A 26,887-nucleotide genomic window follows, 5' to 3' on the forward strand; every position below is an offset into this window, starting at 1 on the left:
ACCATCGTCGGCCCCCGGCATCAGTTTGCCGAGCAAAACCCTGTCTCGGTTAAAGGTTCGGCCAGCAAGGCCGATAAATAAAGCAGGCAGTCATGCCGGTCGGGCCTGCTGGCGCGAGCGATACAAGCAGCGTCGACCGCCTTACCGAGCCAGGCATCGCTTCCGGCTAGAGAGTGAAATCACCGCACTAAGCGCGAGCCGTTCACATGCCGAACAAGATTGTCTTGAAAATCGTCTACTACGGCCCCGCCATGAGCGGCAAGACGACGAATCTGCTGCAGCTTCATGCACTGCTTGATCCGCAGCGCATGGGCGAACTCATGGTCATGGAGACACGCGATGACCGAACCCTGTTCTTCGACATGCTGCCGATCGGTTTTCAGCAGGAGCAGACGCTCGACATACGTCTCAAGCTTTATACAGTGCCAGGCCAGGTGGAGCACGACAGCACGCGAAAGGCAGTGTTGTCTCGCGCGGACGGGGTCATCTTCGTGGCCGATTCGCAGTTGAACCAGCAGGAAAACAATGCCGTTTCCTTCGAGAACCTCGCCGACAACCTGCATAAAGTGGGTCTCGATATCGAACGTATCCCCCTGGTCGTGCAATTCAATAAGCGCGATCTGAGTCGTATCGTCGAAGAGAAAACCCTTCGCGAGCGATGGTCGTCTTCCGCGTGGTGGCCGCTGGTTCTCTCCAGCGCGCTGAAAGGACATGGAGTCATCGAGACCTTCGAGCGGCTGTTGGAACGTCTTTATCCCGCCGTTAACGAGGCGCATGGCCTGTCCCGACATTACGGTATCGATCGTTCCGTTTTTCTCGAGCGCCTCACCCGTTGCCGGGAGGACCACCATGTACGATGACCGTGAGGAACTGAGCCTCGACGAATTGCTTCCGCCTGCCCAGGTGACCCGCGCCATGATTCTGCTCACGAACCTTTGCGGAGCCGAAATCGTCCTGCTGCGTCATCCTGAAGCCCAGGCGACGCCGGTGGAGTTCAGCCTCGAGCCGGTGGCATGGCTCAAATCGGACCTCCCGATCCCGCAGCGCCGGGCGGCCGCCGCCCTGCTCGAGCTGCTACTTTTCCATGCTGCCAAGTATCGCCTGGCAGCCAACCTGCACCTTACCGCCACCGAAGCAAACTACCAGGAGCTGCAGCAACAGCATGCGGCGCTGCAGGCTTCGGAAGCACGCTATCGCTTACTCTCCGAATCGCTGCAGGAGCGAGTCGATAGCCAGGTGAGGACGATCCGGGAATCGCAGCAAAAGCTCTACGAGAGCGCCCGGCTGCGTGCTGTCGGCCAATTGGCGGCCGGGATGGCCCATGAAATCAACACTCCCATCGGCTTCATCAGCAGCAATCTGCGCACGGCACAGGAGTATCTTGGCGAAATCACCGAGTCCGCCGAGGCGGAGTCCAACCTCGGGGAACTCATCGAAGACTTTCACAGCCTCCTGGAGGAATCCCTCGACGGGGCCAATCGCATTTCGGGACTCATCCGGGACATCCGACTGTTCGCCAATATCGATCAGACCGATCACCGTCACTTTGACCTCAACGCCCTGATCGAGACGACACTGCGCCTGCTGCAGCCCGATCTGGCAACGCCAGATACCGTTACGCTACGACTCGACCGCCTGCCTCGGATTCCCGGCTATCCCGCCAAGATCGGCCAGGCGATCCACAACGCGCTCACCAATGCGCTGCGCTCACTGGGTGACGAGGGCAAGGTCGTCGTCACCACACGCCCCGTCGACGACATGATCGAACTGACCGTACAGGACAATGGGCATGGCATGAGCCAGGAGGTACGCGAGCGCGCTTTCGAGCCCTTCTACACGACTCGCGAAGTCGGCATGGGGAGTGGACTCGGATTGCCCGTTATCCTCGATGTCGTAACCGCCCATCATGGTCGTCTCAATCTCACCAGCGAAGTAGGGCAAGGCACCTGTCTGACGCTCTGGCTACCGATTGCAGGGCAAGCGTCTTGACACGCCGCTACGGCCCCTTGTTCATGGACGCTTCTCCCCCATCGAGCGAGGGGACCAAGCAGCCAGCCAGGCCCTACCGTCTGCTATTCGTCGACGACGACCCACACATCCTTTCTGCCTTGCGCCGGGTCTTCCATCGAGAGAACTACGAGCTTCGCTTCGCTGAAAACGCCGAAGCGGCGCTGGCCATCCTGGAGTTCGAGGCGGTGGAAGTCGTCATCAGCGATTTCAAGATGCCAGGAATGGATGGGAATGCGTTGCTGCAGCGCGTGCGCGAGCGCTGGCCGCAAATCCTGCGCATCATGGTCACCGGCTACGCCAACTCCGAGGTGGTACTGGGTTCGATGAGAGATGGTGCCGTCTTTCGCTTCAATCTCAAGCCTTGGAATGACGACGATCTGCGCCTGACAGTGGCCATGGCGCTGGAACAGTACGAGGCGCGCCAACGCAGGAACGGTTCGAAACGGACCGCCACACCCACCGAGATGCCGCTGCCCCTGGAAGAGATCGACGTCGCCGAACGCAATGCGCTACCGCGCTTCCTGCATGACCGGGGCTGGCTCAACGCCCGTCAACTGCAACGGCTGCATGGTCAGATGCAGACCTCTCGCCTGCCGGCGGTTCAGCATCTCGTTCGTAATGAGTGGGTCGACCAAGAGCGCCTCTATGCCCTGCTGCGCGACGAGAAGCTGTGTGAAGAGATCGATCTGCGCGAGAGCGAGTTGGATTCGGCACTGTTTTCGTATCTGCCGCTTGCGGCCTGCGAGCGTCATTGGATGCTGCCTTGCCGTCTAGAAAACGGACGGCTGGACCTGGCCATGGCCGACCCGCTCGACACCGGGCTGATCGATAGCCTGGCGGCAGCCACCGGGAACCGAGTGCGCCCCCTGCTATGCCGCATCGATCAACTCCAGGGCAAGCTGAAGGAAGCGACAGAGCTGCATGGCGCCAATGCTGCGGACACACCGGCTCAGGCGGACGAGCCGCCTTACGACGACATCGAGATCGTACTCGATGTCCCCGGGGATACCGAGACGCTTCACGAGATCCTATCCCATTCTGTCGATCCCCCCGCTGTTCGCCTGATCAACGGCTTGCTGCTGGAGGCTATCAACCGGGGAGCTCGGGAGATTCTCATCCAGCCACGGCTCGATACCGTCGCCGTGCGCTACCGCCTTGACGGCACGATGCAGGACATCCTGCAGGTGCCCACCAGCCTACTCATGGCGGTGGTATCGCGGTTCAAGGTCATGACCGACCTGGATGTTACCGAGCGACAAGCCCCCCAGCAGGGCCACATTACGGTCAAAACCTCCATGAGGCTCGTGGACATGGCCATTTCCACGCTGCCGACGACCCATGGCGAGCAGATCCACATCCGGCTCGCTCCGCGTCATACACCGGTTCTTCCCCTCATGGAGCTCGGGCTTTCCGGGGAAGATCTCGAACGGTTGCAACATGCCTTCGCCCAGCCTGGCAGCCTAATTGTCGCCGCCGGTCCGGCCGACAGCGGCCGCTCCATGCTGCTGCACGCCTTGCTCAAGTCCAGCCGCACGACGGACCATCATGTCTCGCTAGAGCGGTCCGTACAGTATGCCAACGATACGGTGGCACAAGTGCAGTTGCCACACGCCCTTCCCATCACAACCGATATGCTGGAAGCGGCCTATGCCCAGCAACCCGAGGCCGTGCTGATCGATGATGATCATCACGATGCCGAGACCATTTGCAACGCGTTACGTACAACAGCTAACGCCAGCCGGTTGCTCACTGCGCTTACGGCAATGTCGATCGCCGATGTCTTCTCGCAACTGTTGGGCACCCCGTTCGATATTCTCGAGATGTCGTCAAGCCTCGGTGCCCTGGTGAGGCAACGCCTGGTACGCCGCCTGTGCATCCACTGCCGTCGACCGGCCCCGCCCGATCCGACCTTGTGCCAGGTACTGGGTGGCCCTTTCATTGAGACGCCGAAGCAGGCCTGGGAAGCCGTGGGCTGTCCCCGATGTCGTCAAGGCTATCAAGGACGAATCGGACTCTACGAAGTCATTGTTATGGACAATGCATTACGCAATGCGATCGTCAGCGGGCGTACCCCCTGGGAGCTGCAATCCTTGATCCGCAAGAACCTGCCGACAGGTTTGCTCGGCGACGCCCATGCCAAGGTAACGCAAGGCTTGACCACACTCGCGGAAGTGCAGAGGGCTCTCGGCCATGGCGAGACACCCATCGAGTAAGAAAAAAACGATCCGATGCCTCTTTTCCCTCAAGCCGCCTCCCGGGGAGCCGATATGTAGAGTCGGCACCTATCGTTTCGCGAGGGAACCGCTGACAGGCAACGGATCCGCGTGATGTCAGCCTGCTAACCGCGCCATGTCGGAAAATACCATGAGCCATACGAAACATTTGCTTCAGGACCTTGCCGAGGTCGACTCGCAATTACTCCAGTCCGAGAAGATGGCCGCCATTGGTCAGCTCGCCGCGGGTGTCGCGCACGAGATCAACAACCCGATCGGCTACGTTTTTTCCAATCTCAAGACCTTGGCGGGTTATGTCGACGACCTGATCGCTATTATTGATGCCACCGACAAGGTGGCCAGCCTGGATGAGCTCAGAAAGGTCAAGGAAAAACTCGAATATCACTATATCCGCGAGGATGTACAAGCGCTGATCAGCGAGTCCGAGGAAGGCATCGGTCGGGTCAAGACGATCATTACTGCGCTCAAGGATTTTTCGCATATCGATGAGGAAACTTTCCGCCCCGCCGACTTGCATCGCGGCCTCGACTCGACTTTGAACCTGGTCGGCAACGAGCTGAAATACAAAGCCAAGGTAGTAAAGGCTTATGGCGATCTGCCGGAAATCGAATGTATACCCTCGCAGCTCAACCAGGTGGCGCTTAACCTGCTGACCAATGCCGCTCACGCGATCGAGAATCAGGGGGTGATCCACTTGAGCACGGGGTGCAAGGATGGCATGGTCTGGTTCGAGGTGCGCGACAACGGCTACGGTATCAAGCCGGAGCATCTCGGTCGCCTGTTCGAGCCATTCTTCACCACCAAGGCGGTAGGAGAAGGCACTGGGCTGGGTCTCGCCTTATCGTCGAGTATCGTGCAAAAGCATGGCGGACGCATCGAAGTGGAAAGCGAAGAGGGACAGGGAAGCCGCTTTCGCGTATGGCTCCCCATCCGCCAATCCGTGTAACCGAGGCGATACAGGGCCAGGCCAGCATGTGTATAGAAACAGCAGAGAACTCAACCGTGGACAGCGCCGATATCAGCGTGCTGCTGGTCGATGATGAACCGAACATACTCCGAGCCCTTCGCCGTGTGTTGCGACGCGAAGATTACCGGTTGCTGACAGCCAATAACGGCGAGGAAGCGCTGGTTGTCATGCAAACCGAGCCCGTCGATCTCGTGGTATCGGATTCGCGTATGCCGGGCATGGATGGGGCCGAGCTGCTCAGCCGAATCCAGCAACACTGGCCTGAATGCCGCCGTTTAATGCTGACAGGCCACGCCGACCTGACCTCGACCATTCGCGCCATCAACGAAGGCCAGATCTATCGTTACATCACCAAGCCATGGAGTGACGACGATTTGCGCCTGACCCTGCGTCAGGCACTGGAGCATCAACAGGCGGAACGTGAGCGACGTCGGCTCGAGGCCCTGACCCAGGAACAGAACCGTGAGCTGGCCCTGCTCAATGCCCACCTCGAGGAGCGTGTACAGGCGCGCACCCGTGAACTTCAGCAGGTGGCCGATATGCTGGAGTTGGCTTACGGCGAGCTGAAGCGCAGCTATGTCACCGCTACCCAGGTCTTCTCCGCCCTGATCAGTCAGCGGCTACCGCGCAACCTGCAGACCAATACCCAGGTGCGCGACTTGGTCAAAGCCTACGCTGACACCCACCACTTCGATGAGGAGCTCAAGCAGAGCCTGATGATGGCCGCGTCGCTCTATAACCTGGGCAAGATGACGTGGAACGATCAACTGCTGGCCACCCCTTCGGACAGGCTCTCGACCCAGGATCGCGAGACGTACCAACGCTATCCGGTAGCCGGCGAAGGCCTGTTGATGGCGCTTGATTACCTGGAAGATACAGCCAGCATTATTCGTCATCATCGTGAACGCTGGAACGGAAGCGGCTATCCCGATCGGCTCAAGGGTGAGGAGATTCCCTATGGAGCACGCTTGCTCGGGTTGGCCGTCGATTTCATCGAACTCCAGCGCGGTTTGGTTCTGCAGCGCCGTCTGCCGCGGGATGATGCCTTGAAGCTGCTCCGCAAGCTAAGCGGCCGAGTCTACGAGCCCGAGATGTGTGAAGCGTTCATTACGTTATGCATCGAACAGGCTCCGGATCTCGGCATGGGAGGCGACCAGGTACGGTCGCTCGACACCCGCCGTCTCGAACCGGGCATGATCCTGGTTCGGGACCTGCACTCGGAGAGCGGCATGTTACTGCTCAATGAGGGTAAGCAGCTGACGCGCGATCTGATCGAGCGGCTGGTTCGTTTCGAGGAAACAGAAGGTACGCGTTACGTGCTGTGGGTGAAGCTGCCTGACGGAGATCCTGAATGACAGCAATCACCACCGATGAGGCCGTAAACAATATGAAGCGGCTCGCCTTGGCGCAACGCGCCTTCATCGTGCTGCTGATGCTCAGTTGCCTCGTGGTGGGCAGCCTTGGCCTGGTTGAGAGCGAATTCTTCCAGGCAAGCTCTCCTGGAACCCAAGTCCTGACACCGCTTAACGCCCTGTCGCTCTTGCTGTTTGGCCTGGCCCTGCTGAGCCGGCTGAACGGAGACACTGGCTGGGGACGTCTGTGGAGTTTATTGCTATTCCTGGCGGGCACGTCCGGCCTGCTTCATACCCTTCCTGCCGACACTACGGGTGCATTCGCCAATACGGCACAGGGCCTGGCCAGCCATATGGCGATCATCTATATGCTCCAGGCGCTTGCCCTTTTCTTGGGCAGCCTGCGCAACCCCATTGCGCGGGGAACGACCATACTGCTGGGTCTGGCGTTGATCGGAGCCGGCACGCTGATTTTCGTTATCGGTTGGCAATCGAACAACACGACTTTACTGCACCATATCTCTCATCATTTTGCGCATCACATGACCAGCAGTGCGGCGAGCCTCTACATCATCGCCTCGGGTCTGGCACTTTTGATGCAACTGCGGCCCCAACCAAGTTACGTTGAAATTCCCGGCCGGCTCACTCTACCTATCGGCATGATAGGTATAATACTCACCTGCTGCGGATGGCTTTTATATACTCAGCAGAGTCTTCAACATTTAGCCAAGGCCAGCGAGGAACACCTTGTTCAGATCCGGTCATTTGTGGAGCGTGAGTTAACCGATCATACCCAACTACTCGAACGACAGGCCAAGCGATGGAGCGCATTGGATACGTTGCCGCCTAATGCCTTATGGCAGCAGGAAGTTGAGAGTTATTTGACCCATTTCCCGGCCATTAACCTAATCGGAGTCTTCGATAACAGTCTTGAGCCCATCGTTCTTCTGTCCCGACAGGACACCTCCTACCGGCTCAACCACTTCTTTTCGCTGGCTGGCGGCTCGGGATGGCTGGGAGAGCTAGGCAACGCTGCGCAAGCCAAGTTAAGCCCCGTTCTCAGACTCGGGGAAAGGCACGCCCTGCTACTTGCCTTTCCTCTGCATTTTACTTCGGGGGCGTCTTACTGGCTTATGGCCAATCTCGACCTGACGACGTTGATGGCGCAGCATGAACATGGCGACAACCCTCTCCAGGTGAAGATATTGCAGGGGAATCAACTGATACATTCTTTTGGCCCTTCTCTAGCCCCGGACGAAGCATCCGAAATTCCCCTAAGTATCGGCCAAGTCGAGCTGCCCAACGGCAGCACCTGGGGCTTGATTGGCCGACTCGACCTGCGGTACGTACAGGCGCACGCCACGCTCCCTCTCCTTCTGCTCATTGCTGGGCTTCTGTTCAGCTACCTCCTCATGGTCAGTCTCAGCTTGCTGAGCCAGACCGAGCGCCGTCGCCGCCGGCTAATCGAGAGCCAGGAGACAACGCAGGCCGCAATGCACCAACGCGATCAGTTCTTTACCCTCTCCCTGGAGCTCTTTTGCCGGGTCGATCTCGATGGACGATTTCTGCAGGTCAACCCCACCTTCGAGCGCTTGCTGGGCTATCCTGTCGACCGTCTCGTCGGGTCTCATTACGGCGACTTGATAAAGCCGGACGACCATGCCGCCTTCGAGAATGCCATCGCCCAGCTGCAGCATGGCCAGGTAATTCGGGGACTGGAAATACAAGCTCGGGACAGTGAAGGGCGCGAGCATTGGCTCGAGGTCAACGCGGCACTTGGCGAAGAGCACGTCATTTATGTAGTGGCGCGCAATGTCACCGAACGCAAGCGCAACGAGGAAGCACTACGGCATAATCAACATCTGTTTCGTATCGTCGGCGAGACTGCGCTCATCGGTGGCTGGTATGTGGACCTTACCGACGGGCGGGCCGTATGGTCCAGCGAAGTAAACTCGATCCATGACGAGCCTGCCGATTTCCAACCGACCCTGGCACAAGCCATCGACTATTATCCGGCCCATTGCCGGGATCGCCTGAAACAGCGACTCGATGCGTGTATTCACCATGGGGTGCCATTCGACGAAGAGTTCGAGGTCGTCACGGGCCGCGGCAGGAAGATCGTGGTGCGGGTGTTGGGACAGGCCGTCAAGGACGATTCCGGCCGTGTCGTCCGCATCCACGGCTCAACCCAGGACATTACCGAGCAGAAGCGTCTGCATGAAGAGGTCTCCCGGCTAACCTCTCGCCTTGCCCGCACCCTGGAAACGATGACGGTAGCTTTTGTCACGCTAGATAAACACTGGCGTTTCAGTTACCTGAATGCAGAAGCTGAGCATTTGCTGGAGAGTTCACGCGATGAGCTTCTGGGCTGCAATATCTGGGAAGTGTTTCCCGAAGCGCAAGGCACCCGCTTCGAGGTAGAGTATCGTCGAGCCCTCGCACAGAATGAACCGGTCACATTCGAAGAGCGTTTCGCGCGGCTCCAGGCTTGGTTCGAAGTCAGCGCCTATCCCTCCGAGGAGGGCCTGGCCATCTATTTTCAGAACATCAGCATGCGCAAGCGCGTCGAGAACCAGTTGCGCCTGCTTGAGCGCAGTGTCGATTCCAGTGTCAATGGCGTGGTTATCGTCGACGCTACCCAGCCCGACCTGCCCATCGTCTACGTCAATCCCGCCTTCGAGCGTATCACGGGATACCGTCGCGATGAGGTACTGGGATTCAATTGCCGCCTGTTACAGGGAGAGGAAACCACCCAGAGCACGCGCGAGGCGCTACGTCACGGTATTGCCGCACACAGCGATGTGCATGTGGTGATCCGAAACTATCGCCGCGACGGCACGCCCTTCTGGAATGATCTCTATATATCCCCCGTACGCGACGAATCCGGAGCCGTGACCCATTTCGTCGGGGTACAGAACGATATCACCACCCAACGAGAGTCCCAGGCACAGCTGGCTCACAGCGCCACGCATGATGCTTTGACCGAACTGCCGAACCGCATCCAGATCGAGAACGCCATTCGCCAGGGTTGCCAGGTCTCCGCTCAAGCGCAACGCTACCTAGCCGTCTTGATTCTCGACCTGGACGATTTCAAACCGATCAACAACACCCTAGGGCATGACACCGGTGACCAGGTACTGATCGAAGTCGCACGCCGCCTGGAGAGGCAGCTTCGCCCTGGCGATAGTGCGGGCCGCTTCGGTGGCGACGAGTTCGTCGTCACCCTGCCGGGCCTGACCGGTACGCAGGAGTGTGTCACCATCATCGAATCACTGCTGGCCGAGATCGCGCTTCCCTACCATATCGAGGTCAACGAACTCTATCTCACCGGTAGCATCGGCGTATCGATCTTCAACGGCGATCTCGACAGCGAAATCGAACCGCAGACGCTGCTGCAGCAGGCCGACTTGGCGATGTACCAGGCCAAGCGACTAGGGCGCAATACCTACCAGTTCTTCACTCCCGACCTCAATGAGAAAGTACGTCACCATTTGGCGCTGCGCAATGAGCTCCAGCGGGCCATCGAGGAGGGGCAGTTCGAATTGCATTACCAACCCCAAGTTCATGGACCCAGTGCCCGCATAATCGGCTTCGAGGCGCTGCTGCGCTGGAAGCATCCCGAGCGGGGCTATGTCTCGCCCGCCGACTTTATCGGCGTGGCCGAGAATACGGGGCAGATCGTACCCATCAGCGACTGGGTATTGGCCACCGCCTGCCGCGACAGCCTGCGGCTGAACGAGCTGGGGCTGGGGCAGTATGTCATGTCGGTCAACGTCTCCCCGCTGCAGTTTCAGCGCAACTGCTTCTTGCCGGATCTGCTGGAAGTGTTGACGAATACCGGGCTCGACCCTTCGTTGCTCGAGCTCGAGCTGACCGAAAACATCTTGATGGGCAATACCGAGACCGTCATCGAGACCCTGCGGGAGATCCGCTCCCATGGTATCGGCATCGCCATTGATGACTTCGGTACCGGTTTCTCCAGCTTGAGCTATCTCAAATACCTGCCTATCACCAAGATCAAGATCGACCGTTCGTTCATTCAGGAAGTGATCAGCGATCACCGCGACGCCGCTATCACGCACGGAATCACCTCGATCGCCAACCAGCTGCAGCTGCAGGTGGTCGCCGAGGGCGTCGAAACGCAAGCCCAATATGCCTATCTGCAGAAACATCTTTGCGAGAGCTTTCAGGGCTATCTCTTCGCCCGCCCGATGCCATTGAAGGAGTTGGCCGACTTCCTCGGCGAACACCACCAGGCCCAGGCCCTCGACCGCGAGCGGCGCGAGGGGGGGCGGGGTGGCCAGACACTCCTGCTACTCGACGACGAGGCCAATATCCTGCGTGCGCTGAAGCGATTGTTGCGCCGGGATGGTTACCATGTACTCACGACGACCAGCGCGCAGGAAGCCTTCGAACTGCTGGCCACCCATGACGTGCAAGTCATCATCAGCGACCAGCGCATGCCCGAGATGAGCGGCACCGAATTTCTGCGCCGTGCCAAGGATCTCTACCCCGGCATGATCCAGATCGTGCTGTCGGGCTATACCGATCTCAAGACCGTGACCGAGGCAATCAACGAAAGCGCCATCTACAAATTCCTAACCAAGCCATGGGACGACGACGAGCTGCGCCTAGTAGTGCAACAGGCCTTTCGTCAATTCGCCAAACAGCAGGTGCAGCGCCGAAATCAGGACGCTTAACTCGTTCTTGTCGCGACGGCCTAGCCGTCGCCATGCCCCGTCTCGTTGCGCTTGCCAGCCGATGCCGAGCGTTTACCTTGAAGACAACGCCCTTCAAGGAGGATCTCTCTCATGGCACGTACCATTACGACCGCCACGCTCGGCTTCGCCACTGTCGCCTTGTCCCTGTCTCCGCTCGCCTTGGCACAATCCAAGGAGTCCGTTCAGACCGAGGCCGGCGCCTTGAGCATCGAAACCGTCGTGGACGGGCTCGTGCATCCGTGGGGAATGGCATTCCTTCCCGACGGACGCATGCTGATTACCGAACGCGAGGGGCGGCTGCGGCTCCTCTCGCAGGATGAGACGCTTTCCGACCCGCTCGAAGGCGTACCCGACGTATTCAACGAGGGCCAGGGAGGGCTGCTGGATGTCGCCCTGCACCCCGATTTCGACTCCAATCGCCAGGTCTACCTCTCCTTCTCCGAGCCCGGCGACGGGGGCGCCACCACCGCGCTGGGTCGCGGTCGCCTGGCAGACGACCGGCTGGAAGATTTCGAGGTGATCTTCCGCATGGAGCCGAGGGTCGAGCACGAGAACCACTTCGGCGGCCGCATCGTCTTCTCCGATGACGAGACGCTCTTTCTCACCTTGGCCGAGCGCTTTCAGTTCGACCCGGCCCAGGACCCAACCAACCATCTGGGTACCATCGTGCGGCTCAAGCACGACGGCACGGCGGCGGATGACAATCCGTTCCTCGGTGACGAAGAGGCCCGCGACGAGATCTGGTCCTACGGCCACCGCAATATCGAGAGCGCAGCCATCCATCCCGAGACGGGCGAGTTGTGGGTGGCCGAGATGGGTCCGATGGGCGGCGACGAGCTCAATCGGCCCGAGGCGGGACGCAACTACGGCTGGCCCGAGGTGAGCTGGGGGCAACACTACGACGGCGAGGACATCCCCGACCCCAGCGACAGCGATGACTATGCCGGTTCGGTGAAGCAGTGGACGCCGGTCATCTCCCCTTCCGGCATGATCTTCTATACCGGCGACACCCTGCCGGAGTGGCAAAGCAGCATGTTGATCGGTGGACTCTCGGAGCAGGGCCTGGTGCGCATTACCCTGGAAGGCAACGAGGTTACCGACGACGAGCGCATCCCGCTTGGCGCTCGCATCCGCGACGTCGAACAGGGACCGGATGGCCTGGTCTACGTCCTCACCGACGAGGCAGACGGCAAATTGATGCGCCTCGAGCCGCTCGAAGACGCCGATGCTTGATACCTGCAGCACAAGGTCACATAAAGCAACCGATGAAAACCGCGCATTGCCCATAGTATTGCTACGTTGAAGTAGCCAGACAATGGAATGACTTGCCAAGCGAAAAGGAGGACACATGAAGATCGAAAGCCCCAAGGACCTGTTTATCCGCCTGCTCTCCGAGGCCAACAGTGCCGAAAAGCAGATGACCCGTTCGCTGCCCAAGATGGCGCGCGCGGCCGACGACGAAAAGCTGGTCGAAGCCTTCAAGGAGCACTTGGAAGAGACGCGTGCCCAGGTCGAGCGCATCGAACAGGTAGTCGACTCAGATGACAGTATCCGCCTCAGGCGCATCAAGAACTACGGGATGGAGAGCCTGATCGACGAGGCACAGGAGTTGATCGACAACAGTGAAAAAGGCCCCGTTCGTGACGCCGGCCTGATCGGCGCCGCCCAGAAGGTCGAGCACCTCGAGATCGCCGCCTATGGCACCCTGGCCACCCTGGCCGACCAGTTGGGCTTCACCCAGGCCAAGCAGTTGCTCGCCGAAACGCTGCAGGAAGAGAAATCCGCCGACGAAAAACTCACCAAACTGGCCAAGAACGACGTGAACCGCAAGGCCGGCTAAGCAAAGTACGCGCTCTCAAGGCAGGCTGGAAGGAACTGGCCTGCCTTCTTCACGCTATCCCGGAATCGGGACCGCTAGTCCTTCACGCCGAAGACGTGTTTGAGATAGCTCACATAGCTCTCGTCGCGTGACATGGTCTTTCCCGGCGAATCCGAAATCTTGGCCACCGGCTGGCCGTTGCACGACACCATCTTGATGACGATATTCATGGGCTTCACTCCCGGCACGTCACAGGTCAGGTTGGTGCCAATGCCGAAGCTGGTCCGGATCCGCCCTTCCAGCGCCGTCTTGATCCGCATGGCCTTGTCGAACGTCAGGCTGTCGCTGAAGATCAGTGTCTTGGTCATCGGGTCGATCCCCAACGCCTCGTAGTGACGAATGCACTTCTCCGAGAACCACAGCGGGTCGCCGCTGTCGTGGCGCAGCCCATCGAAGAGCTTGGCGAAGTAGAGGTCGAAATCGCGCAGGAAGGCGTCGAGGGTAACCGTATCGGTCAGCGCGATACCCAGGTAGCCGCGGTACTCCTGCACCCAGGCCTCCAGTGCGGCCCGCTGGCTGTCCACCAGGCGGCTGCCCAGTTGCTGGTGCGCCATGACCCATTCGTGAGCCATGGTGCCCATCGGGCTGATGTCGTGACGCCGCGCGATGTCTACATTGCTGGTGCCGACGAAATTGCCTGGAAACTCCTCCTCCATGACCGTAACGATTGCCTCCTGCACCGGCTGAGAGAGGCGCCGGCGCGTGCCGAAGTCGGCCAGATTGAAGCTCGCCAGTTGCTCGGATGTATAGGCCTCGCGCAGGTTATCGAGCTTGTGTCGCAGTTGGGCCAGGGCCTGGTCGATCTCGACTTCGGGGTAGAGGGTGCGATTGCGCACCTCGCTGATGATGGCGAGTATCACGATCTCGAACAGGATGCTGTGCGACCACGGCCCGTCGATGACGATACACAGCTCGCTGCCCTGCATGCCGATCTGGACGTATTCCGGCCGGAAGCGGAACAGCTCCAGGAAGCGGATGAAATCAGGTGACATGTAGGCGAAGCTCGCCAGATAGTCCGACTCCTCGCGCGTCAGCTGCAGCGTGGCCAGCCGGTCGATCTGCTCGCGAATCTCGGGGATGTAGCGCTCTAGGGGCTCGGCATCGCGACAGCGGAACTCCCAGGTCACGCTGGCATTGGGGTACTGGTGATGCACCCCCTGCATCATGGTCAGCTTGTACCAGTCGGTATCCAGCAGGGAGCGGATAATCGGCCCTTCGCGGTAGGTCTCGTCCATGTCGCCTTCCGTTTGTGATCGGTAAGCTTGCCTCTGTCTGTCAGGCTAGCGCCCGCTGCCCTTCTCCACCAGCGCCGGCCGCTGCTGGCTTTGGGAGACGGCGGCCAGGAACGAGTCCGCTGCGGCATGAGGCGGCCGGCTCGCCAGGCTGACACCGACGAAGGTAAGGCTCGCGACGATGACGCCCCACACCCCCGCCGGCAGCCCCAGAAAGCGATTGCCGATGGCATAGACGAACAGCACGAAGGCGCTCGTCACCACGACACTCGCCAGCGCACCGGCAGCCGTGCCGCGACGCCAGAAGAAAGCCCCTACCATGGCCGGCACTGCGGCGACGAGCCCGGCCGATGCGGCCACCGAGAGCACCGCAATCAGGCTCAGTTGCAGCTCGGCGAAGCCCAGCGCCAGCAATGCAATGACCGGAATGACCCACTTGCCGACCGCGAGCTGACGTGCCTCGCTGCTGCCCGGTTTCAGGTTGGCGTAAACGTCGCGGGCCACCATCGAGGAAAGCGTCAGCATGATCGAATCGATGGTGGAAACGGCCGCTGCCAGGATGCCGATCATCACGATTACGCCCAGCAGGGGCGGCACGTGCCCGGAGGTCAGCAGCAATGGCGTGGCCAGGTCGGCGTTGTCGAGGCCGGGGAAGGCGACGACAGCCGAGAGCCCCCACAGCACCGACACCAGGGTATAGACGAAGCCGAAAACCAGGAAGCCAAGCAGCATTTGGCGCATCGCCGAGAGTGACGCCGGCATGAACAGACGCTGGCTGACCTGAGGATTGGAAAGACTGAAGAAGAACCACGGCACGGTCAGGCCCAGGAAAGTGGTGAAGGTGAACATCCCCTCGCCCGGCACCACCAGCATCTCGGGGCGCTCCGTAGCCAGCGTGTCGAACAACGCCTGTAAGCCGCCCAGCCCGCGAATGACCAGAAAGGTCACCAGCGTGGAGGCCACGATCATCATGATTGCCTGCAGCGAGTCGGTCCACATCACTGAGCGGATGCCCGCGATGTAGGAAAAGAACAATGCCAGCGCCGTGGCGAGCAGCACGCCGGCGGTGAAAGGCACCGCGCCTTGGGTGGTGCCCTGCAGCAGGTAGCCGATGCCGGCGAGCTGCACCGCGGCGTAGGGAATCAGAAACAGGCAGTTGGAAAGCGCCACCACGATCGCCACCGCCCGGCTGTCGTAGCGCCGGCCCAGCATCTCGCTGGGCGTGACGAAACCGAACGCCTTGCCCACTGCCCAGAAGCGCGGCCCGAATACCGCCACCAGCGAGACCCCGGCGAAGTAGACGATCTCGAACCCCAGCGCACCCACGCCACCGGCGTAGGTCAGCCCCGCCAACCCCACCATCATGAAGGCGCTGTAGGTGGTCGCGCTGTAGCTGAGCGCAGAAACGAAGCCGTTCATCTGCCGGTTGCCGAGAAAATAGCCCGACATGTCCTGCGACTTGCCCTGGCGCGACAGGATGGCAATGACGATGGCAATCAGCAGGTAGCCCGCGATGGCCCACCACACGAGAGAGACGGTCATGTCACCGCCCCTTGAAGCCGCGTGTAATGAAGACGTTCAGCGCAATCACGGCCAGCCCCGCCAGCGTCCAGAACAGAAAACTGCCGTACCACCGCGCCACGTCTGTGAGCAGCGTGTAGGGCACCGCATAGCACAGCACGACCAGGGCCCAGACCAGCCATATCCCTTTGCCCTTCGTTCCCTTGACCTTTCGCATAGGCCTCCCTTCCGCTTCGAATCGGCATCCACATCTTCAGCCTAGATAACGGAGAGCGGTGCGTTCAGAAGTCTCCGGTAAGGTCTAGTGTCATATCGACGGCAGATCGCGCGACGAGGGAGTACGCAGTTTTCGTGTCGCTCACCGGATTCACCCGTCATTCGACACGCCACAGGACCCACCGGATCAGGAAATCAACCGTGGTTCGGACAATCGCAAGCAACAACGCTTCGAACAGCTTCTAGCCAAGCATGGCGTTGAGGTCTTCGTTTCCTCGACTGCGTTTATCGAGTCGATTCCTATGCCGGTTTGAAAACTGTCCTGGTGTTCTGTCAACGTCCTTGCGCACCTCGGCGAAGCCAATCATGTACGAAGGCCAGTTTCTCTAGCGCGGTTTCCGATAGCACGAAAGGATAGAGATCCGAAAGTCCCATGGAGCGATTGACGTGATTGACCCCTACCGCAAGAGAGGCCGCGACATGAATCAGGCGCATAGCATCCGGTTCCGAATAAGGAGCCCATCCCGGGTTCGGCAACTCTGGCGAAGACAACCCCGCCGCTACGAAGCTATCCGTGATATCGGTTAGATGCATCAGGTGCGCCGCAGTCTCGGCCCAGTCTTCGTGCGGATGTGCGGAGGCGTAGGTCGTCAGGTAGCGCTGCCTCCAGTCGGGCGGCGGGCCATCCTGATAATGCCGCTGGAGCGCGGTGGGATAATCCTCGCGTTCATCGCCGAACATGGCACGGAAAGCGTCGAGGAAATCGTCGCGAAGGCTGAGCCGCCACCAGAGCATATGCGAGATTTCGTGGCGCATGTGGCCGATCATGGTGCGGTAGGGTTCGTCCAATGCCTGGCGCCGGGTTGCGCTCAGCACCGGGTCCGCCTCGGCCACGCTGATGGTTACTTTACCGGCAACATGGCCCATGAGCACGGGGGTCGGACCTTCGGCGAGCAGATGGAAAACGGGGCGTGCGCCGGGATCTTCCGGACGGAACCAGTGCCAGCGGCCGAGGTTGTCGATAGCCCAGCGCTTGGCGGCCTCGGTTTGCGCCCAGTTGGAGATGGCACCGGGTATAGAGGGATCCGGGGCCAGCTCCGTCATAGCACAGGACCGACAGAAAGCCCCCTGTTCAGGAGCGATCCAGTTGCAGCCGATGACCTCCCGGTTGGCGCAGAAGGGCGGCATGGGCAGGAAAGCCCGCGCCTGCGGGTCGTAGGCAACGGGGGTGCCGTCGGCGGTGGCTAGATTGTCGAACCACAGCGAACCGGAACCCACTGGGTTGGCAAAGACGCGCATAATTAATGACCTCCGTAACATGCTTCACTGAACGGCAGATAAAATAAATGTCGCCCTCTTTAAGCCGATCGTCAAATTTACTACCCCCTCGCTCCCAAGTTGCTGAAAAACAAGAAAAGCCCGGCTCAAGAAAACTTGGACCGGGCTCTCTATCGCTATGTATCCTTACTTTCAATCACGAGCATCCTGCTCATGCATCCTTGGAAACTTAGAGCCGTCCATGCTCACTCTTCCTTAGAAAGCGTCCTTTGCTCCACATTAGTATAATGACACGCATGCACCGCTTTAGATATGATTTATCCTTATTTATTTTTACAGATACGGAGTCATCAAAGCATGGTTAATTTCTCCAATTATAATAAGCAATGCTTTTATCGCTCAAAAACAAACAGAAAATCCAAGAAAGATTCTCATAGCAAGAGCCCAACTTACGGATATACCTGTTTCATCGTCATGGGCTGGGGATTCGGCAGAGCCAATGCCAGATGGTGCCAGGCGCCATCGAGCGGTACACGGACTTTTCCCGCATCGCACGCAATCATCTCTCCATCCAAGTGGGTTTGCGGGGTGGCAAGGTGACGTTCAGGCGCTTGCATGACATGGATGGTGTAATGGGTGGAAGCCACTTCGATGGTCGCCTCGAAACCCGGCCAGGCGGCGGGTAGACAGGGGGCAATGATCAGGAAGGCGCCTTCGCGGCGAATGCCCAGAATACCTTCGAGTCCCGCCCGATACATCCAGCCGGCCGCTCCCGTGTACCAGGTCCAGCCGCCCCGCCCGGCATGCGGGGCCACGGAGTACACATCGGCAGCAGCGACATAAGGCTCAACCTTGTAGCGCGTAGCTTCGTTCAGCGTGCGGGCATGATTGATGGGATTGAGCAGCGAGAACAGGTCGACGGCTTTATCGCCCTCTCCCAGTTGGGTAAATGCCAGGATGGCCCACATCGCGGCATGACTGTACTGGCCGCCATTTTCGCGAAGCCCGGGAGGGTAACCGCTGATATAACCAGGATCGCGCGCGGGCTGGTCGAAGGGGGGCCAGAACAACAGGGCCAGCCCGGGATCCGCGCGAATTAATTCGCGCTCCAGCGAGCGCATGGCAATTGCGGCCCGCTGCGGATCTGCCGCACCGGAGAGTACCGCCCACGACTGCGCGATTGAGTCGATACGACATTCTGCGCTCTCACGGGTGCCGAGCCAACTGCCGTCATCGTAGGTCGCCCGCCGGTACCACTGGCCATCCCAGGCATGCTGTTCGAGTGACTCTCGCAGCGAGACTGCGTGGGCTCGCCAGCGGTCGGCACGGGCATCTTCGCCGCCGCGCCGTTCGGCGAACGGTACGAACAGATCCAGGGTACGTACCAACAGCCAGCCCAACCACACGCTTTCTCCCTTCCCGGCTTCACCGACCCGGTTCATGCCATCGTTCCAGTCGCCGCCGCCGATCAGCGGCAGGCCATGCTCACCCGTCAATGCCAGGCACTGGTCCAAGCCACGCGCGCAGTGGTCAAACAGCGAGCCGATGTCGTCAGCGATCATCGGTTGGAAAAAGGCATCGTGCTCATCGTCGCCGAGCAAAGCGCCTTCCAGAAAGCTCACCGGCTCATCCAGCACATCGGTGTCTCCCGAGGCGGCAATGTAGAGCGCACTCGCATAGGCCAGCCAGACCCGGTCGTCGGAAATACGAGTCCGCACACCCTGGCCGGAATGGGGAAGCCACCAGTGTTGCACGTCCCCTTCCACGAATTGACGAGAGGCGGCACGCAGCAGATGGTGTCGCGTCGTCTCGGGGCTGGCGAAGGTCAGGGCCATGCCATCCTGTAATTGATCGCGGAATCCGTAGGCGCCACTGGCCTGGTAGAAGGCAGAACGGGCCGTGATCCGGCAGGCCAGGGTCTGGTAGAGCAGCCAGCCGTTGAGCATGATGTCCATGGCGCGATCGGGGGTAGTGACTTGTACGGCACCTAACTGCTTCTGCCAATAGGACGAGACGGCAGCGAGCTCGGCGTCAAGATCGGCCCCGCGATAATGAGCGATGAGATCTCTGGCTTCGTCGGCGGAGCGGCACTGACCGATGAACGCGACAACTTCTATTGTCTCATCGACCGCCAGCTCAACGGTGCACTGCAAGGCTGAACAGGGGTCTAGGCCGGCACCGGTGGCCCCCGAAAGCGGGGTACGGCCGGCCAGGCAAGCGGGAGCTGCATGGCTACCGCCGAGGCCGAGAAATTCAGTACGATCTGCCGTCCAGGTCGTTTGCAGGCCACCCAGGTCGGCGAAGGCAACGCGTCCGGGAAAAGCCATGTTCCAAGGGTTTCGTACCAGCATTGCGCCAGAACCCTCATCCCGATGCGTTATCAGGAACGGACCTGACGAACTTCGAGACAAGCCAAGCGACCATTCCACGTAGCCGGTGACGGAAAGCCGACGAGGTCGCCCCGAGCGGTTCTTGAGAAGCAATCGAGAGATCCGGATGGGATCGTCGAGTGGCACGAAGTGCAGCAGCTCGAGAGCGATGCCGTGAACCTCGTGCTCGAAGCGGCTATAGCCGAAGCCGTGCCGGGCGATATATCGCCCCTCGTTACGAATCGGAAGTGCCGTAGCCGTCCAAACCGTCGAGGTCTCTTCGTCGCGCACATAGATCGCGTCGCTGCTGGGATCCATCACGGGATCGTTCGACCAGGGCGTAAGCGGATTCTCGCGGCTGTTATCGGCCCATAGATAGCCCGAGCCTTCCGCTGATACCTGGAAACCGAACCCGGCGTTGGCCACCACGTTGATCCAAGGGGCCGGCGTGGAACATCCGGCCTCGAGTATCGTCACATACTCCCTCCCCTGCTTGTCGAAGCCTCCCAAGCCATTGAAGAATTCGAGAGCCGGCGGCGCCTCAGCATCCATCGACTCATACCCCTCCCCGAGCTGACTTGCCTCCTTTGGGGCCGGCTCAGGTGGCGAGTGGTGAAGCGCGGGCGGTATCAGCAAGAGCTGATCGGCAATCGGCCCACGGTGTGCCACCAGTGCCACACGGGCGACCGACTGCAGCAGAATACGTGCGTCGAGGCTCATCAAGTCGGCACGCAAGGTGATGACCGAGCCTTGGGCATGGCCCTCGTGCATACGCGGCCGCGACTGGCTACTATGCACCGCGGTCTCGATGGCCTGTTGGAGATCCTGCACATAGGAAGAGGCACGCTCGTTGACGATCACCAGGTCGACGCCGAGACGCTTCATGCGCCAGTAATCATGCGCCCGCAGCAGTTGGCGCACCTGAGCCATGTCCTCGATCGAATCGATGCGCAGCAGGACGATCGGCAGGTCGCCGGAAATGGCGTGCGGCCACAGTACCGATTGCAGGCCCGCACCGCGCGCGATGGCATCACGCGGAGCCCTGAAGCGGGAGTCGGCATACAAGATGGGGGCCGCCAGGCGCTGGAAATCCGCCGCTTCCTCGGGCGTGATGGCCAAGTGGCGAAGCTGAACTTGCGCTTGGGTCCAGGCCAACGTCTTGGCTCGCTCAAAGGCGCTGCGGTCTTGATGCTTGTCGATCAGGTCCAGCAGTGCCTCGCGAGTCTCTGCCACGACGGTCCAGAAAGCGACACGGGTGACTTTGCCCGGGGCGACCCTGAGGCGATAGCGTAATGCAAAGACCGGATCGAGCACCGTGCCGGTGGTATTCGTCAGCGGCTGTTCTCCGGTCAGGGCGGCAGCTGTCGTCAACGTGCGCCCCCGACCGATGAAACGGGCACGATCGGTCTCGTATTGCATTTCGCCCATGCCTTCGCCTTCCACCACAGCGAAGTGGGCGGCCCAGATCTGAGCTTCGTCCGGCCCACGCCGCCGCCGGGTGGCGATTAGCGCATCGAATTCCTCAAGATACTCGGTGACGACGAACAGCTTCGCGAAGGCGGGGTGAGCATTGTCAGTAGCCGGCGAGGTCAGCACCAGTTCCGAATAGGAGGTCACGTCGATACTCCGCTCCCGCCGTCCGCTGCTGGTCAGCGACATGCGCCGCACCTCGCTGTCGTCCTCGCCCGAGACAAGCACATCGAGGTAGGTGACCAGGTCGCCACGGCGATGCGTGAAGCGAGCATAATCTTCGGCAAAGAGCACCTCGTGGCGGCTCTCCTCGGCATCCATTGCTTCACCGGGCATAGGGCCGCTGGCCGACCAGCCATCGGAATTGTGGCTGTCGCGCAAAAAAATGAAGCTGCCCCAGTGATCGCGAGTGGCATCCTCTTGCCAGCGGCTGATGGCCATATGTCCCCAGCGGCTGTACCCCGCTCCCCTCGCCGTCAGCATGACCGAGTAACGTCCGTTCGACAGCAGATGGGTCACCGGTGCCCCTTCGGCCGTTGCCGTGGTACGACGAACCGACTGGCTCTGATTGAACGCCTCGTTCGGTGCCGACTTCACTTCTTCGGCGCGGGGGTGGGCGATGGCCACGTCACGCGGGATGCGTTCCTGCAGCAGGAGTTCGCTGGCATGAATGATCGGCTCACGATGGAAGCGTTCACGCATCTGACCGTCATGCAACGTATTGGCGATCGCCACGAGGGTCATGCCCTGATGGTGGGCCATGAAACTACGCACGATAGCGACGCTCTCCCCCGCAGGAACTCGCGACCGGGTGAAATCAAGCGCTTCGTAGAAACCATAGCGTCCCAGCGCCCCCAGGTCGGCAAGCCGTGCGAAGTTACGACGCGCACTTAGTGGATCGACCATGGTCGCCAGACCGGTTGCATAGGGAGCCACCACGAGGTCGGCAGAGAGACCTCGCTTCAATCCCAGGCCTGGCACGCCGAAGTTGGAATACTGATACGTAAATTCCCTATCGCGAGCATTGTAGGCGGATTCGGAGAGCCCCCAGGGGACCCCCAGCGAAGCGGCGTATCCCACTTGACGCTTGACTACATGGCGATTGCTTTGCTCGAGCAGGCTGCCCGCGGGGGCGCGCATCACCAGCGACGGCATCAAATATTCGAACATCGAACCCGACCAGGAAATCAGCGCCGAGCCACGCTCCAACGGCGTAGCCGTACGTCCGAGGCGAAACCAGTGACGCGTCGGCACATCGCCCTTGGCAATCGCCAATAAACTGGCCAGTCGCGCTTCAGAGGCGAGCAGGTCGTAGCAACTGCTATCCAGGGTGTTGTCTTCCAAGGAGTAACCGATCGACAGTAGCTGGCGTTCGGGAACGAAAAGGAAGGCGAAATCCATCTCCAGCGCCATTCGGCGCGCGGTGTCGCTAATCTGTCCGAATCGGGCCAGGAGACGGTTGCGTGAGTCGACTCTGGCGTTCTGCTTTCGGTCTTGGCAATGCTCGGCTACCGACTGGCGCAAGGCCCCCACCCAGAACAGCACCTCTTCGGCCCAAGGGTTTTCGATGTCCCGCAGGGCATCATGAGCCCTACTCGTGGTTTGATCACTAAGCCGTTTGAGCGCCGGCAACCACGTCTCTCGCGTCGGCTCGACCTGCAGATGCGCCTCTATCCCATCCAGGCCGGCCTTGAGCGATGCGACTTGCGCGCCATGAGCCGTGGGTGTCGCCTGGAAGGCTTCGCGCAACAGATGGAGATGATCCGCAATACCCGGACGAGGATCGCGCAACGGCTCGGTTTCCAACCAGAGTTCACAGGCGTTGGCGACAACCAATAGATGGCCTGCGAGATTGCCACTATCGACCGAGGAGACGTACTTGGGATCCAACGGACAAAGATCCTGGGTGTCGTACCAATTGAAGAAGTGCCCTCGATAGCGCGGCAGGGTCTGCATGACCCTCAGCGTGGCTTCAAGACGCTCGGCACTATTCAAAGCGCCTAGCCAACCAAAATCGCGAGCGGCCAGGATCGATAGAAGATAAAGCCCCATATTGGTCGGAGAGGTACGCCGGGCAATAACGGGTTCGGGCGTTTCTTGGAAGTTGTCCGGAGGCAACCAGTTATCTCGAGCTGTGACGTAAGTCTCGAAGAAGCGCCAGGTACGTCGCGCGATCAGCCGCAGCTCACGCGCCTCGGCTATCGATAGAGAGTGTTGCGGCTCGAGACTCCTAGGCTGACTCACCCGAGCGGCGATAGCCGGCGCGGCCAACCAGAGTAACGCGAAGGGCAACACCACCGGCCAGGCCCTAGGTGCGTAGCCCACCACACCCAACGACACCAACAGCGCCAAGGTGGTCCCCGGCGCCATGCTCCGGTAGAAGCCTGTCAGCAACAGCCTCGGGCGCCCCATCGACTGTGCGGCGGTCGTCCACTCGAGCAAGTGGCGGCGGGTGATCAATACGCGTGTCAGGGTCCTGAGGATGGCGTCCAGCATCCGCCAGGTCTGGTCGGGCAGGAAGGCAACCCACAGCAGGGTCTGGGCCAAGGCCTGCTTCAGTTCGGAAACCCATTGGTGAAAATAGTGGCGCAGGTTGACGCCCGCTCGAGACGGAACCAGCGACGTCAATAGAGGCAACAATGTGGGCGTGGCGATGACCGTAATGACAAACAGCGTGCCTGCCAGAGCCGCCGGCAGCGGCAACAGCCAACTGACAACGAAACAGGCCAGCAGTAACGGTGCCAATAGCGAGCGCCGCAAGTTACCCAGCAGCTTCACGCGCCCGGTCCAGGGCATGGTGCGCGCGAAAATCCATGGCAGCAATTGCCAGTCTCCGCGTGTCCAGCGATGTTGGCGCTTGGCCGCGACATCGTAGCGGGAGGGAAATTCCTCGATGACCTCCACATCCGACGCCAGACCGGCGCGAGCGAAAACCCCTTCGAACAGATCGTGGCTGAGCACGCTGTTCTCTGGGATGCGTCCGCTGAGCGAGGCCTCGAACGCATCGATATGGTAGATGCCCTTGCCGGCGAAGGAGCCCTCTCCGAGAAGATCCTGATAGAGATCCGAGATAGCCGCGGCATAGGGATCGATGCCCCCGGGTGCGGAGAACAGACGTTGATAGATCGAGCCCTGTTGGCCCAGCGGTAGCGAGGGTGTTACACGCGGCTGGAGAATGGCGTACCCCTCCACGACGCGCTGGCGGCTTTCATCGAACCTGGGTTGATTCAGCGGGTGAGCCATTTTACCGATCAAGCGGCTGGCCGCCCCACGAGGCAGGCGGGTATCCGCATCCAGCGTGATGACATAGCGCACATCGCTCGGCAGAGTGGCTGGGTTCCGGAACGTGGTGTCGCGGGCGCCGCGGAGCAGGCGGTTGAGTTCGTGCAGCTTGCCGCGTTTACGTTCCCACCCCATCCAGCAATTTTCACTGTGGTTGAACACCCGCCGACGATGCAGCAGAAAAAAACGCTCGCCCCCCTCATCGGTGCCATAGCGATGATTCAACTGGGCGATTGCCGTGCCAGCAGCCGCGAGCAACGGAACATCCTCGGCGATTTTCTCGTGCTTGGCATCGACCCCGTCGGTCAGCAGAGCGTATACGATAGCGCCATCGCCACTGGCCAGGTGATGGACTTCCAGCCGCTCGATCTGCTCTTGAAGGTCGGCCTTGTTGGTCAATAAGGTCGGTACGGCAACCATTGTACGAAGTGTGGGCGGAACGCCTTCGGAAAGATCGAGGCTCGGCAGGGGCTGCGCATGGACGGTGTAGATGACGAGGCGATTGACCAGTAACGTCGCCAATTCGGTGGCAGGCAGAAGCCCCAGGATGCCCAGAAGCCACAGCCATCCCAAGGGAGATTCCCCTGCGGAAAGCGACAGAGACCATAACGTTCCTATTGCCAGTACCATCAGCCCGGCGGTAACGAGTGCTATCAGCCCGACATAACCGCGCATGCCGAACTTCAGGCAGGTCTGCCGCAAGCGCTCTCGCAGTGAAGGCCGAAAACCGATCGTTTGCTCCAGCAAAGGCCGGCCTGTCGCAATCAGAAAATAGCCGGGATCGCTCACTCGGGCCGTTTCGACGGGCCCGACAGCGTCCTCCATCGCTTCACGTGACGCGGCCAGGGCATATTCCACGACGTCGAGTTCTTCATGCTCAGAGCCCCGGGCCAGTTGTTCCACGGCACTGCGGTAACTATTGCGAGTCGGGAAATCCAGTGTCGCGAATTGGCTACTCTGGTTGAGTCGTGCGTCGACCAGGCTGACGCTTTCGAATAGCTCCGCCCAGTCGATACTCGATACGAAGCGCATGCTGGTAATGACGTTGCGCACGGTGACGTTAGCCGCCCCTTGACGCTGCTGAGCCTGCTGCACCATGCCATCGATGGAGTCGCCTTGGGCAGTGACTCGCTCTTCCAACCAGCCCACCATCGGGTTGGTTCGCGAATCCAGACCTCGCAAGCGCTTGGCCAGTTGGGCGACGAAGGGCTCCGCCAACGGCTTCGTGTAACGGGGTGGTGCTCCGCTGTCCAACGTGGCGCGATGCCCCCCCGGAACGAGCCAACGAGTCGCCAGGGAATCAGCCTCGTTGCGCGCCGCCTGTTCGCTGACGATCTGATCGGCAAGTCGCCTAAGATTCTCGACGAGTACGATTCGCAGCGTAATCGCCACCGCCCATAACTCGCCGATGGAAAGCGGTTGAACACGCTGATAGGCAGCAATGAAGCCGCGCAGGTTATCGAGATCGAGATGACTGTCGGTATGGGCGACAAAGGCCCAGGCCAGCCCGAAGACGCGTGGGTAGCCGACAAACGGCCCATCGGCCAGTTTCGGGAGCTGCCGATAATAGCCGGGAGGCAGATCGCTACGGATCTCGCGGATCTGGGCTTCGATGAGATGATAATTGTCGAGCAACCAGGCCGCGGCTGGCACGATATCGCGTCCCTCGGCTACCTCAACGGCACTGGCGCGATAGGCACTCAGCAGAACCTTGGCATTGTCCTTGAGCCGACTTGCCAGCGGCAAGACACTAGGCGGTTGGTCCGTGACACGCTGAGCCAGCGCGAGGCTGCTGGCATGCTGTTCAAGCCGCTCGACACTGAACAGCTCTTCCCGCACCGGGGCAGTGTCATGCCAAGGTGTCGGCGAAGCCCCGAATGCAATACGGTGAAGAAAGGCCACAAGCACTATCCTGGTCGATGCGCGTTACCCACTGGGGCAAGCGATATTTCATTACCAGTATCATGAGGAAAATTTCCGAATTTGTCGGTTCGCTGGCGCACACTCACACTTGCTGAATCAGGACGGAAAAAAGGCGCTTAAGCGCGCTAGCGCACCGAACTTCCGGACAAGTTGGGGCAATGTTGTTGCGTCGCCGTCATGCATTCGCGGATGACGTCACCGAGGCCATCCCCATGAAAAATCCAATTTATCAGCGCATTACCACCAGCACCCCAAGGGATTTACGCCCCCTCATCTCGCGTCGTCTCGACCGCGATCCGGTCGCTTTCAGTACGTTCAAGTATCTTCATATCGCCCCCTGCGCTGGCCAGAGTATGTCATTGCAAGCGGCTCGTGGGGACGATGAGCTCATGAGCATGGATCCCAACCTAACCCAAGCTTGAAGGACCTGGCG

Annotated in this window: 13 protein-coding genes; 8 read left to right on the forward strand and 5 right to left on the reverse strand. The window is 60.2% G+C overall.

Annotation, left to right across the window (positions count from 1 at the left end):
- Positions 1 to 206 precede the first annotated feature (206 nt).
- The 8 genes from F0A17_RS19185 (at position 207) to F0A17_RS19220 (ending at position 13,124) form a co-directional block, all read left to right on the forward strand.
- On the forward strand, positions 207 to 860 hold the full coding sequence (locus F0A17_RS19185; protein ID WP_149329974.1) for a GTP-binding protein: 654 nt from the start codon (positions 207 to 209) through the stop codon (positions 858 to 860).
- A complete protein-coding gene (locus tag F0A17_RS19190; protein WP_149329975.1) occupies positions 850 to 1,989 on the forward strand; it encodes a sensor histidine kinase in 1,140 nt (379 codons plus the stop codon). Before F0A17_RS19185 ends, F0A17_RS19190 begins: the two co-directional genes overlap by 11 nt.
- Positions 1,986 to 4,223 carry an ATPase, T2SS/T4P/T4SS family gene (locus F0A17_RS19195; protein WP_149329976.1) on the forward strand — a complete coding sequence of 746 codons (2,238 nt, stop codon included), beginning with the start codon at positions 1,986 to 1,988 and terminating at the stop codon, positions 4,221 to 4,223. Before F0A17_RS19190 ends, F0A17_RS19195 begins: the two co-directional genes overlap by 4 nt.
- 151 nt (positions 4,224 to 4,374) lie before the next feature.
- Complete coding sequence (locus F0A17_RS19200; protein WP_228716970.1) at positions 4,375 to 5,190, forward strand: ATP-binding protein; 816 nt, start codon at positions 4,375 to 4,377, stop codon at positions 5,188 to 5,190.
- Positions 5,191 to 5,246: 56 nt separating this feature from the next.
- A complete protein-coding gene (locus F0A17_RS19205) occupies positions 5,247 to 6,566 on the forward strand; it encodes an HD domain-containing phosphohydrolase (RefSeq protein WP_228716971.1) in 1,320 nt (439 codons plus the stop codon).
- On the forward strand, positions 6,563 to 11,263 hold the full coding sequence (locus tag F0A17_RS19210; RefSeq protein ID WP_228716972.1) for an EAL domain-containing protein: 4,701 nt from the start codon (positions 6,563 to 6,565) through the stop codon (positions 11,261 to 11,263). Before F0A17_RS19205 ends, F0A17_RS19210 begins: the two co-directional genes overlap by 4 nt.
- A gap of 111 nt (positions 11,264 to 11,374) precedes the next feature.
- Positions 11,375 to 12,517 carry a PQQ-dependent sugar dehydrogenase gene (locus F0A17_RS19215; protein WP_149329979.1) on the forward strand — a complete coding sequence of 381 codons (1,143 nt, stop codon included), beginning with the start codon at positions 11,375 to 11,377 and terminating at the stop codon, positions 12,515 to 12,517.
- Between the two features lie 115 nt (positions 12,518 to 12,632).
- A complete protein-coding gene (locus tag F0A17_RS19220; RefSeq protein WP_149329980.1) occupies positions 12,633 to 13,124 on the forward strand; it encodes a YciE/YciF ferroxidase family protein in 492 nt (163 codons plus the stop codon).
- Between the two features lie 74 nt (positions 13,125 to 13,198).
- On the opposite strand, the gene pncB is transcribed toward F0A17_RS19220, so the two are convergent.
- From pncB to F0A17_RS19245, 5 genes are all read right to left on the reverse strand, one after another.
- Positions 13,199 to 14,398, reverse strand: a complete 1,200-nt coding sequence (gene pncB / locus F0A17_RS19225; protein ID WP_149329981.1) for a nicotinate phosphoribosyltransferase — start codon at positions 14,396 to 14,398, stop codon at positions 13,199 to 13,201.
- A 45-nt stretch (positions 14,399 to 14,443) separates the two neighbouring features.
- Positions 14,444 to 15,937, reverse strand: a complete 1,494-nt coding sequence (locus F0A17_RS19230) for a sodium:solute symporter family protein (RefSeq protein ID WP_149329982.1) — start codon at positions 15,935 to 15,937, stop codon at positions 14,444 to 14,446.
- 1 nt (position 15,938) lies between these two features.
- The gene (locus tag F0A17_RS19235; protein WP_149329983.1) at positions 15,939 to 16,133 is read right to left on the reverse strand and encodes a hypothetical protein; all 195 of its coding nucleotides are present in this window, start codon (positions 16,131 to 16,133) and stop codon (positions 15,939 to 15,941) included.
- 332 nt (positions 16,134 to 16,465) lie between these two features.
- Positions 16,466 to 17,431 carry a zinc-binding metallopeptidase family protein gene (locus F0A17_RS19240; RefSeq protein ID WP_149329984.1) on the reverse strand — a complete coding sequence of 322 codons (966 nt, stop codon included), beginning with the start codon at positions 17,429 to 17,431 and terminating at the stop codon, positions 16,466 to 16,468.
- A 428-nt stretch (positions 17,432 to 17,859) separates the two neighbouring features.
- The gene (locus F0A17_RS19245) at positions 17,860 to 26,433 is read right to left on the reverse strand and encodes a GH36-type glycosyl hydrolase domain-containing protein (RefSeq protein ID WP_187774743.1); all 8,574 of its coding nucleotides are present in this window, start codon (positions 26,431 to 26,433) and stop codon (positions 17,860 to 17,862) included.
- Between the last annotated feature and the right edge of the window lie 454 nt (positions 26,434 to 26,887).

This window comes from Billgrantia pellis, assembly GCF_008297955.1.
Lineage (GTDB): Bacteria > Pseudomonadota > Gammaproteobacteria > Pseudomonadales > Halomonadaceae > Halomonas > Halomonas pellis.